Source organism: Marinobacter oulmenensis, from assembly GCF_014201735.1.
Lineage (GTDB): Bacteria > Pseudomonadota > Gammaproteobacteria > Pseudomonadales > Oleiphilaceae > Marinobacter > Marinobacter oulmenensis.
The window spans coordinates 11,612-22,794 of sequence record NZ_JACHFE010000010.1 but is presented as its reverse complement, the minus strand read 5'-3'; the positions used below and the strand labels follow the sequence as shown (position 1 = coordinate 22,794).

Sequence of the window (11,183 nt, the reverse complement as noted above, 5' to 3'; positions counted from 1 at the left end):
GCCGACGTAATGCCCTATCGTATCTTCAGACTGGCCAGGCCAATCAGTACAAGAACAACGGTAATGACCCAGAATCGCACGATGACGCGCGGCTCGGGCCAGCCTTTAAGCTCAAAATGGTGGTGCAACGGCGCCATCCGGAAAATCCGCCGGCCGGTGAGCCGGAAGGACAGCACCTGAAGAATCACCGAAATGGTCTCCATCACGAACACACCGCCCATGATGAACAGCACAATTTCCTGGCGGACGATGACCGAGACCACCCCAAGGGCCGCCCCGAGCGCGAGGGCGCCAACGTCCCCCATGAACACCTGAGCCGGATAGGTGTTGAACCAGAGAAAGCCCAGCCCCGCGCCCACCAGTGAGCCGCAGAAAATAATCAGTTCCCCGGTGCCCGGCAGGTGAGGAATCAGCAGATAATTGGCGAACTGAACGTGGCCTGAGAGATAGGCAAAGATCGCCAGCGCTCCGGCCACCATCACGGTAGGCATGATCGCCAGCCCATCCAGACCGTCGGTCAGGTTCACCGCGTTACTACTCCCGACAATCACGAAATACGTCAGCAGGATGAACATCACGGGGCCAAGGGTCAGGGACACGTTCTTCAGGAACGGCAGATACAGCGAGGTTTCCTGGGGCAGCGCCGAACTGAAATAGAGCACCACTGCCGCGGTCGCCCCGATCACTGACTGCCAGAAGTATTTCCATCGGCCCGGCAACCCCCGGGGGTTGCGCTCAACGACCTTGCGGTAGTCGTCGATCCAGCCAATGGCACCGAACAGGAGGGTGACCAGCAGGGAAACCCAGACATACCGGTTGCTCAGATCCGCCCACAGCAGGGTGGAAATGGCAATCGCCACCAGAATCAGCGCACCGCCCATGGTCGGCGTACCCGCCTTGCTCAAATGCGTCTGCGGGCCGTCATCCCGCACCGCCTGACCGATCTGGTACTGGCTGAGCTTGCGGATCATCAGGGGCCCGATCAGCAGCGAAATCAGCAGGGCGGTCAGAATGCCCAGTATTCCGCGCAGGGTCAGGTACTGAAACACCGTCAGTGCGGAAAAATATTGAGAAAGAACCTCTGTCAGCCAGAGCAGCATGTGCTTGTCACCTTCTTCCGAATCCCATCCACCACCAGATCCATGGCGGAACTGCGGGAGCCCTTGACCAGAATCGTCATCGGCCCGGTCGTTTGTTCAACCAGGGCGGCAACGGCCTGCTCATGACTCTGCAACTGTTCTGTTTGTTTACCGAAACCTTCGGCGTAACCTCTGGCTCCGGCCCCAACGGTCAGCAGACGCTCAATCCCTTTATCACGGGCATAGGCGCCTACTTCACGATGCAGGAGAGCCGACTGTTCGCCCAGCTCTCCCATGCCACCCAGCACCGCTATCCGCTGACCGGAATAGGCGGCCAGGACATCCAGCGCCGCGCGCATGGATGCCGGGTTGGCGTTATAACTGTCATCGATCACGGTCAGCTCATCGGTCAGCCTGAACACCTGTAACCGCCCGCCCACCGGCTGCAGACCAGCCAGGCCCTGGAGGATCTGATCATCTTCGGCACCCAGTGCCCGACAGGCAGCGACGGCCAGCATGGCGTTCATGGCATTGTGAGCGCCGGGCAACGGCACGCGGAAATGACAGCGCCACCCCTGCGGGCCTTCAGCCTTTATCTCCAGCCCCTGATCCGTACTGGCGACCAGCTCCGCGCGGTAATCCGCATCGGGATGAGCCTGGCAGGAGACACTGCGCACGGTCCGGTCACCGGCCCGCTGGCGCCACTGATCGAAAGCGGGGTCGTCACGGTTGAGAACAACCACGCCATCGACGCCGACACCCTCAATAATCTCGCCCTTGGCCAGGACAACGTTCTGATAGCTGCCAAAGCCTTCGAGATGGGCCTGGCCAGCATTGGTCAGAATCGCCACTTTCGGCTTCACCACAGCCACAGTGTGCGCAATCTCGCCCAACCCGCTGGCACCCAGCTCAACGGCGCCATAGCGATGTTCCGGTGACAGCCGGAACATCGTCAGCGGTACTCCGATGTGGTTATTCAGATTGCCTTCCGTCGCCAGGGTTGGCCCCATACGCGCCAGGATTGCAGCCGCCATCTGACGCACCGTTGTCTTGCCACTGCTGCCAGTCACCGCGACCAGTTCCGCCTGGCTCTGATCCCGGTTGGCTGACGCCAGTGCGGCCAGGGCTTCGACGGTATCGCCCACCACCAGCTGTGGCAGATCCACCGACGCATCAGCGGTATCCACAACGGCCGCCACAGCCCCCGATGCCCTGGCCTGGGCCAGGAAACGGTGGCCATCAAAACGCTCACCCCGAAGCGCCACAAACAGCTGCCCCGGTGCCACCGAGCGGGTATCGGTGCTGATCCCTTCGAACAGGCATTCGTCCGCCGACAGGGCCGGGCCTGCCAGCGTCGCCGCCAGCCATTCCCGGACCTCGGTCAGCGAAAGGGCGCGCATCATGCCACACCTCCGTTCAGGTGCAAGCGGCTACGCACCTGTTCGGCATCACTGAACGGCAGGCGTTGGCCGCCAACATCCTGGTAGGCTTCATGCCCTTTACCGGCAATCAGCACAAGGTCTCCCGGCTCAACACTGTCAATCGCCCAGGCAATGGCGGTGGCCCGGTCATGAATCACCTGGTAGGCGCCCGGGCCTGAGAAGCCTGCGGCGATATCCCGTACGATGCGCTCCGGATCTTCCGTGCGTGGATTGTCATCGGTCACGATCACCACATCGGCGCCCTGCTCGGCTTCACGGGCCATTTCGGCACGCTTGCCGGTATCGCGATCGCCGCCACACCCAAACACACAGATCAGCCTGCCAGTCACGTGAGGGCGCAGCGCCGCCAGCGCATTGGCCAGCGCGTCTGCCGTATGGGCGTAATCCACCACGACCTGACACCCCTGACTATCGGTAAAGCGTTCCAGCCTGCCCGGTGGCGGCACCAGGCGCGTGGCGGCATCCGTTGCCCGCTCCAGGGGAACGCCCAGGGTAAGAACGGTGGCCATCGCCGCAAGCACGTTCGAGGCGTTGAAACTGCCCAGCAGCGGCACCTGCAATTCAAACGGTCCCCACTGGCCATCCACCTGTGCCCGGAATCCGGTTTCAACCGGCTCGAATTCCCGCAACCAGAGCTCAACCTGGGCCTCGTGCAGGCTGTAGCGGACCCGGTCACACTGACCTTCCAGTTGCTCGTGGAGCTGGCGCCCAAATGGGTCATCCGCGTTGATCACGGCGAAGTGAAGGTCCTCACGAAGAAACAGCTGGGCCTTGGCCTCGCCATAGGCCGCCATGCTGCCGTGGTAGTCCAGGTGATCCCGAGTCAGGTTGGTGAAAACGGCACCGGTCATGTGAACCCGGTCAATGCGCCCCTGATCCAGCGCATGCGACGAAACCTCCATTACGGCCGCACGCCCGCCATCAGCGTGTATTTGATGCAGCACGCGATTGATCTGGACCACATCCGGCGTGGTGTGGCTGGCCGGCTGCATATGACCGGGCATGCCGTAACCCAGAGTCCCCAGAACGCCACAAGGCGTCCCCGTGTCTCTCAGAAGCTGGGAAATGTAATGGGTCACCGAGGTTTTGCCGTTGGTTCCGGTGACGCCGATCATTCTCAGGTGCCGGGAGGGATGCTCAAAGAAACGGGCGGCAATGCGCCCGAGCTGCCCTTTCAGGCCTTCAACCGGAACCACCAGGGCACTGTGGTGTTCGTAGCAGGGCCCGGCGCTGTCCACTTCGAGAATAATGGCCGTTGCCCCGGCATCGATGGCCTGATCCACGTACCGGTCGGCCGGCGAGTTTGCACCCGAGAGCGCGACGAAAGCATCGCCAGGCCCAACGTTCCGGCTGTCCGTCTGCAGACCGTGAACCGCAACATCGAATACCGATGGGACGTCGACAATCCCCTGGAGCAACGCGTTGATGGATGTGATGCACATGGCGTTAACCTCTCTCTCCGGATGACGCCTGGGACACTTTCGCCCCGTCGACATCCAGTTCGGGCTTCACATTAAGCAGTCGCAGTGCGTCACCCATAACCCGGGCAAACACCGGAGCGGCCACTTCGCCGCCGTAGTATTGCCCGGACTGCGGCGCATCAACGGCCACAACCGTTACAATCTGCGGGTGATCAATCGGTGCCATGCCCGCAAATATGGCCTTGTACTCGTTATCCTCGTAGCCACTGGCACCCACCAGGTGTACAGTGCCGGTCTTGCCACCGGCGCTGTACAGCCCCGGCTGGGCCCGGCCACCGGTACCCCGGGCCACCACGCCCCTGAGCATTTCCCGGACCTGGGCCGCCACATGCTCGGACAGGACCCGCCGGCCCTGGGGCTGTTCCTCTTCCCGAATCAGACTGACCGGATAGCGGATGCCGCCATTGGCAATCACCATATAGGCTTGGGCCAGTTGCAGGGCATTAACGCTCAGGCCGTAGCCATAGGACAGCGTGGCCTCTTCCACCGGGCGCCATTTCATGCGCGCCGGCAGGACGCCAACAACCTCACCCGGGAAACCGATACCGGTGGCCTGCCCCAGTCCCAGCCGCGAATAGAACGAGCGCAGAGCCTCGCCGCCAAGGTCGTTGGCAATCTTGGAGGCGCCCACGTTGCTGGATTTGACAATGATTTCGCCCAGGTCAATCGGGCCATAATTCCGGTGATCCCGGATGGTGTAGCGACCGAACCGCCGATAACCGGGCGTAGTATCGACGATGGTATCCGGCTTGTACTTGCCGGACTCCAGTGCTGCGGCCACGGTAAAGGGTTTCATGGTGGAGCCTGGCTCAAACAGATCCGTGATGGCCTTGTTCCGCAGATTCTCCGCCACCAGCTGCGACCGGTCATTCGGGTTGTAGGAGCCCTGATTCACCATGGCCAGAACCTCGCCGCTGTCCACGTCGAGCATCACCAGCGTGCCGCCGCGAGCCTCGTGTGCCGCCACCACGGCCTTCAGTTCACGGTAAGCCAGATACTGCAGGCGAAGGTCAATGCTCAGCTCCAGATCGCGGCCCGGACGGGCATCACGCACCAGATTCAGGTCCTTGACCACCCGGCCCCGGTTGTCCTTGATGACACGCTTGCGGCCAGGCTCACCGGACAGCCACTGGTTGTAGGCCAGCTCAATGCCTTCCTGGCCATGTTCATCAATGTTGGTGAAACCGACGACGTGAGCGGTCACTTCGCCAGCCGGGTAATAGCGACGGTATTCCTGCCGGCCATAGATCCCGGCAATATCGAGCGCCAGCGCGTCCCGCGCCACCGCTGGCTGAACCTTCCGGCGCAGGTAGATAAACTCCCGACCGGAATAATCCCGCAGGCGCTGCCTGAGGCTGGCCTCATCCATCTCCAGCATGCCGGCGAGCGAGGTCAGCCCGGGGTCGTCCGGGTCGGTTTGCGAGGGATTCGCCCAGATCGTCTGTACCGGCGTGCTCACGGCCAGAGGCTCGCCGTAACGGTCCGTGATTACTCCACGATGAGCATCGATGCTCTCCATCCGGATGGTACGGACATCCCCCTGCTTGCGCAGAAAGTCATTTTCAACAACCTGAAGGTCCACCAGACGCCAGCCGATGCCCGCCATAACCAGCAGGAACACGCCCAGCACAGACGCAAAACGCCAGGCCTTTAGGCCTGACGCCAAACGCTGCTTCCAGCTGTTGGTTCCCTTTCCCTGATCGGTCATCGATCACCCTGAGCGTCGGTTGTCGTTATTGTCCTGCCGCCGTCGGCGACATCAGGGGCACCAGCACGATATCCTCGCGTCCCGGCACAACCATGCCGAAGCGTTCGGCTGCCAGCTTTTCCACCCGCCCGTGCGCACTCAGTGCGCTCTGTTCCAGCAACAACTGACTCCATTCACGCTGATAGGCGTCCCTCTGCTCCTGCAGCGCTGTCAGGCTGTTGAACAGATCCCGGTTCTGGTGGGCGCTGGCGACAACACCGATGGCGGATGCGGCCAGCACCAGGACCAGAGCCAGAGTGACCAGCACCTTTGGCTCGCGCAGGGCCGCAAACACCTGCCTGGACAGGCGCACAGCCGTGGCAACACCGTCTCTTACGCGCTGCTTGTTTATCCGGCCGGTCCTGACCGGTTGTTCAATGGCTACCGCGCCCATGGCGTCGCACTCCCCGCGATCCGTTAGTTGACTGTTCGTTCCAGCACCCGCATGACTGCACTGCGGGCCCTGACATTTTCCTGAATTTCGTGTTCATCGGCTTTCAGCGCCTTGCTGACAAGCCGGTACCCGGAAGCTTCCTGATCGGCCGTCACCGGGATGCCCTTGGGAATTTTCGGCCCACGGGCCAGATCCCTCATGAAGCGCTTGACCAGCCTGTCTTCAAGGGAATGGAAACTGATTACCACAAGCCGGCCACCGGGCGCCAGACGATCCACCGCGGCTTTCAAACCGACCTCCAGATCCTCAAGCTCCCGGTTGATGAATATCCGGATAGCCTGAAATGTCCGGGTCGCCGGATGCTTGTGTTTCTCTTTTTTCGGAACAGCCTCGGCCACCAGTTCCGATAACTGCCGGGTGGTTTCCAGCGGCTCCTCCTGCCGGCGCTCAACAATCCGCCGGGCGATTCGCCGGGAGAACCGCTCCTCACCGTATCGCCAGATCACACCCGCAATGTCCTGTTCGTCGGCTTCCGCCAGCCAGCGTGCGGCACTGGGCTCCTGCTCCGGGTTCATGCGCATGTCCAGGGGACCATCACGCATAAACGAAAAGCCCCTGGCAGCGTCATCAAGCTGCGGGGAGGAGACGCCCAGATCCATCAACACACCCTCGACCCCAGGCCACTGTTTCTCGTCCAGAGCATCACCGAGTTCCGCAAACGACCCGTGAAACCAGACGAACCGCTCATCGGACGATGCCATCGAACGGGCTTCACGAATGGCTTCAGGATCCTTATCAATGGCCATAAGCCGTCCATCTGCGCCCAGACGCTCCAGAATGAGCCGGCTGTGACCGCCCCGACCGAAGGTGGCATCCACATACCGCCCTGCCGGATCAGTAACGAGGTAATCCACAGCCAGATCCAGGAGTACCGAGCGATGACCAAAAGGCTTCGGCTCCCGGTCGTTGTCGGCCGCGCTCATAGCGACAGGGCCTCCATTTCCGGCGGCATGTCCTCGTCATCCGAGGACTCATCCAGCCATGCCAGCCAGCGCTCTTCACTCCAGAGCTCAAGCTTTTTGCCCAGACCGATCAGCATCAGCTTTTTCTCCAACTGGGCGTGGGCACGCAATGTCGGCGGCACCAGAATACGGCCAGCCGAATCCAGCTCCATCTGTGCCGCATTCCCCAGCAACAGACGCTGCAACCGTCTGGCGGCTTTATTCATGTTGGGCAGAGCTTCAATTTTCGGCCGAAGCTCTTCCCACTCCGGCTCGGGGTACAACAGCAGACAGCGCTCTTCATCAGCATTGGCTGTCAGAACAATACGGCCACCACAAAGCTGTGCGAGTTCCTCTCGCACCTTTGCGGGGATCGCGAGGCGACCCTTTGCGTCCATATTGATGGCATGACTGCCAAGAAAGTTGCTCATTTATGCCGTGTCCAAGGCTGAAAATTCCACTATTAACCACTAGAAACCACTTTTTCCCACTTGTGCACACTATAGAAACACGCAAATCACAATGCAAGCGACGCTGACAGCGTCACACGAGAAAAACTTCTTTCCAGGACAACAACTTAGAGAAGGGAGATCGAGTGGAGGCGCAAAACCTCACAAAGAATGGGAGAAAAAACAATTACCTGCAAAAGACTCTAAAGACAGAGTCTAGAATGCAAGAATTTTTGGATATAAAAACCGCCCGAAGAGAATAGACGGTCATTGGAAGGAAAAATCGAGCTCGCCGGTAAGCCGGGTTCTGTCTTGGACAGTCATTCATCTAGGGTCTGCGTCACCACAGACCTCAAGCGACCTACCCGAGTCCAGCGCGGGCCACGCCATCGGACTCCTATTTGGCCTTGCTCCAGGTGGGGTTTACCATCGCCGTGGACTGTTGCCAGCCACGCGGTGCGCTCTTACCGCACCGTTTCACCCTTACCGGCGCCCGAAGGCGCTTAGGCGGTATGCTTTCTGTTGCACTTTCCGTCGGCTCGCGCCGCCCAGGCGTTACCTGGCACCTTGCCCTGTGGAGCCCGGACTTTCCTCCCCCGGCCGAAACCGGCGGCGACTGTCTGGCGAGCTCGATCGGGACAATACTCTGGCCGGTGCCACCATGCAAGCCCGGCGTGACCGGCCATTCTTTAATTCCCGCCCGCGTCCTTGATTGCCAGCGCCCGCTGGTACAGCTCGTTTTTGCCCAGACCACTGACCTCAGCCACAATCCGCGCGGCCTTTTTCACTGGCAATTCGCGAATCAGAAGCGACAGCAGGCGATCAGAGTCCAGTGTTGCAGCACCTTCCCGATCAACCGGGTCAGCACCATGCACCATCACCACAAACTCGCCACGGGCACCATTGGGGTCTGCCTTCAGGTCTTCCAGCACCGATGCGACTGACCCACTATAAAATGTTTCGAAGGTCTTGGTGAGTTCGCGGCCAAGCACGCACTCACGCTCCCGTCCAAAAACATCGACCAGATCAGCCAACAGATCCAGGATGCGATGTGGGGACTCGTACAGCACCAGCGTTGCCGTCAGGTCGCGAAATTCCTCCAGCGCAGCCTTGCGTCCCGACCGCTTGGCTGGCAGAAACCCGGCAAACAGGAACCGATCGGTCGGCAGACCAGCGGCCGACAGCCCCGCCACCAGGGCACAGGCGCCAGGCACCGGACAGACACGCAGACCGGCAGCACGCGCCTCCCGCACGAGCACATAGCCCGGATCGGAGATCAGGGGTGTACCCGCATCTGAAACCAGCGCAACGTCCTCGCCAGCGAGCAGCGCGTCAATGACCCGGACAAACCGGTCCCGCTCGTTGTGATCATGCAGGGCGATCATCGGCTTGCTGATGCCCAGATGCTGGAGCAGCTTGCCGGTGTGCCGGGTATCCTCGGCTGCCACCCGATCTGCACGGGTCAGGACCTGGCCGGCCCTTTCGGAAAGGTCACCCAGATTGCCAATGGGCGTGGCGACAATATAAAGAACGCCACCGGAAGAACCGGATAATTGCTGCTCCGACATGATCTGCCTCGGGAATCAGATGGTAAACGGGACACGAGACACTGGCTGTGACATCCGCGTCATGTGAATCGGGCCGGGAGCTGGTAAACTTGCCAGCTAATGCCTGGCACCACAAGCCCAATCATCCGGAGACAAAGAGCCTGCCATGACAAAATCAAGCAGCATCCTGCCCAAACCGGCCATTGTGACCCTGATTGTCCTGCTTCTGGGCGGTTGCGCGGGCATCGACCTGAACCAACACGTTGCCCAGACGCCTGAGCAGGCCCTTGCACTGGCACAGGACGAGAGCGAACCGGCAAATGCCCAGCGTTTTCTGCTACGGATGGCCAGCGAGTTCCAGGACCGGGGCAACCACCAGGGAGCCCGAACCCTGCTCCGCAGCAGTCAACTGGATAACTTGCCCCAGCCCCTGGAAAATCAGCGGCGCCTGCTCGCGATGGCCAGTGCCATCGAACTGGAGGATGCGGACTGGGCCCGGACCCTGACCGCCGACGCGGCGGCGGATGACTTTCTTCGCTACCCGGACAACCTGCTGGCAAAAGCGGCCAGGCTGCAGGCAAACACCCAAGCACTTGCTGGCGAACCGGTTGCCGCCGCCTCGACCCTGATCCTGCTCGGCCAGACCGATGGCGGTATCGCGCCGCAGGCACTGCATGACCAGATCTGGCAATACCTGAAAAGCGCCGGCCGCTCAGACATCGAGCAGACCGCCGACCAGGCCATCGGCTTTGAAACCGAAGGCTGGCTAAAACTCGCATCAGACCTGCAGGCTCCCGATACCAGTCTGGATGACCGCGGGCGTATCGTCCGGCGCTGGCAGAATCAGTGGCCCAGCCATCCGGCAGCCCAGGTGCCGCCCACCGAGCTGGCACTACTGGCTGACCTCGCCACGTCCCGACCAGAACACATTGTCCTTGCACTGCCATTCCAGGGCCCTCTGTCCGCGGCCGGCAAGGCCATACGGGACGGTTTCCTGGCAGCCTATTACAGCGATGAAACCGTCGACCGCGAGGAAACCGACATCCGCGTTCTGGACACCTCCGACGCTTCATTTGCGGAACATTATCGGGAACTGGTCAACACCCGCACTGACCTGATTGTTGGCCCTCTGGAAAAGGAAGCACTGGCCGGACTGTCAGCGATGAACACCCTGCCCGTTCCCGTCCTTGGCCTGAACTATCTCCCGGAGGACAAGGAGCCGCCCAGCGGGCTCTATCAGTACGGCCTTTCGGCAGAAGACGAAGCCAGGCAAATTGCTGACCGGCTGGCACAGAAGCAATTGCGGAACCTTCTGGTACTGATCCCGGAGGGCGGCTGGGGCGACCGGGTATTGAAGGCCCTTCAAACGCGAGCAAACGAACGTCAACTGCGGCTACTGGATGTTCAACGCTTTTCGGGGGAGGACAACCTCCGCACCGTGACGGCCGATCTGCTGGGCATTACCCGGTCCCGGGATCGTGCCATTGGGGTCGAACGGACCATCGGCATGAATGTGGAATTCGAACCGCGCCGTCGTCAGGATGCCCAGAGCATCGTACTGGTGGCGTCCCCAACCATTGCCCGCCAGTTCAAACCTCTGTTTGCGTTTTACTATGGCGGCGACCTACCGGTTTATTCACCCTCCATCATCTATGAGGGCAGCCCCAACCCGACCCGCGACCGGGACCTGAACCGGATCACTTTCACTGACATCCCATGGGTACTTGAACCCGAGCTCCCGCTTCGCTCGGCAGCCAGCCAGCACCTTCCCGGAAAAGTAAACGGCCAGCTTGGCCGACTGTTTGCCATGGGGGCTGACGCCTGGCAGCTCAGCAAGCGCCTGGTACTGCTGCAACGCATCGACGATGCCTCCATTGACGGCATGACCGGCGTCCTCACCATGACCCCCGAGGGCGCCATCCATCGCCAGCAACTCTGGGCCAGGATAAAAGGCGGCGTTCCCGAGTTGCTCAGTTCAGAATTGCCGGCGGAGGAACAGCGGGAAACCGAAACCCAAACTCAGTAAGAGACATCAGGAGTGCC

9 protein-coding genes and 1 other RNA gene are annotated in these 11,183 nt (G+C 61.1%); 1 reads left to right on the top strand and 9 read right to left on the bottom strand.

Annotated elements, in window-relative coordinates:
• Positions 1-14 precede the first annotated feature (14 nt).
• The 9 genes from mraY to rsmI form a co-directional block, all read right to left on the bottom strand.
• A complete protein-coding gene (gene mraY, locus HNR38_RS15780; RefSeq protein WP_183706102.1) occupies positions 15-1,100 on the bottom strand; it encodes a phospho-N-acetylmuramoyl-pentapeptide-transferase in 1,086 nt (361 codons plus the stop codon).
• Entirely contained in the window at positions 1,085-2,482 is a 1,398-nt protein-coding gene (locus HNR38_RS15775; protein ID WP_183706100.1) for a UDP-N-acetylmuramoyl-tripeptide--D-alanyl-D-alanine ligase, read from the bottom strand. The genes mraY and HNR38_RS15775 overlap by 16 nt, the downstream gene beginning before the upstream one ends.
• Positions 2,479-3,963, bottom strand: a complete 1,485-nt coding sequence (locus tag HNR38_RS15770; RefSeq protein WP_183706098.1) for a UDP-N-acetylmuramoyl-L-alanyl-D-glutamate--2,6-diaminopimelate ligase — start codon at positions 3,961-3,963, stop codon at positions 2,479-2,481. The genes HNR38_RS15775 and HNR38_RS15770 overlap by 4 nt, the downstream gene beginning before the upstream one ends.
• Positions 3,964-3,967: 4 nt before the next feature.
• Complete coding sequence (locus tag HNR38_RS15765; RefSeq protein WP_183706095.1) at positions 3,968-5,710, bottom strand: peptidoglycan D,D-transpeptidase FtsI family protein; 1,743 nt, start codon at positions 5,708-5,710, stop codon at positions 3,968-3,970.
• A 25-nt stretch (positions 5,711-5,735) separates the two neighbouring features.
• Entirely contained in the window at positions 5,736-6,143 is a 408-nt protein-coding gene (ftsL, locus tag HNR38_RS15760) for a cell division protein FtsL (RefSeq protein ID WP_183706093.1), read from the bottom strand.
• Positions 6,144-6,166: 23 nt separating this feature from the next.
• The gene (gene rsmH, locus HNR38_RS15755; RefSeq protein WP_183706091.1) at positions 6,167-7,126 is read right to left on the bottom strand and encodes a 16S rRNA (cytosine(1402)-N(4))-methyltransferase RsmH; all 960 of its coding nucleotides are present in this window, start codon (positions 7,124-7,126) and stop codon (positions 6,167-6,169) included.
• Positions 7,123-7,575, bottom strand: a complete 453-nt coding sequence (mraZ, locus tag HNR38_RS15750) for a division/cell wall cluster transcriptional repressor MraZ (RefSeq protein WP_183706089.1) — start codon at positions 7,573-7,575, stop codon at positions 7,123-7,125. The genes rsmH and mraZ overlap by 4 nt, the downstream gene beginning before the upstream one ends.
• Before the next feature lie 298 nt (positions 7,576-7,873).
• Positions 7,874-8,225, bottom strand: an RNA gene (gene rnpB / locus HNR38_RS15745) — RNase P RNA component class A.
• Positions 8,226-8,282: 57 nt separating this feature from the next.
• The gene (rsmI, locus tag HNR38_RS15740) at positions 8,283-9,161 is read right to left on the bottom strand and encodes a 16S rRNA (cytidine(1402)-2'-O)-methyltransferase (protein ID WP_183706087.1); all 879 of its coding nucleotides are present in this window, start codon (positions 9,159-9,161) and stop codon (positions 8,283-8,285) included.
• Between the two features lie 145 nt (positions 9,162-9,306).
• Between rsmI and HNR38_RS15735 the strand changes: the two genes are divergently transcribed.
• Positions 9,307-11,166: a penicillin-binding protein activator gene (locus HNR38_RS15735; protein ID WP_183706085.1), complete on the top strand. Its 1,860-nt coding sequence runs from the start codon at positions 9,307-9,309 to the stop codon at positions 11,164-11,166.
• Positions 11,167-11,183: the final 17 nt, after the last annotated feature.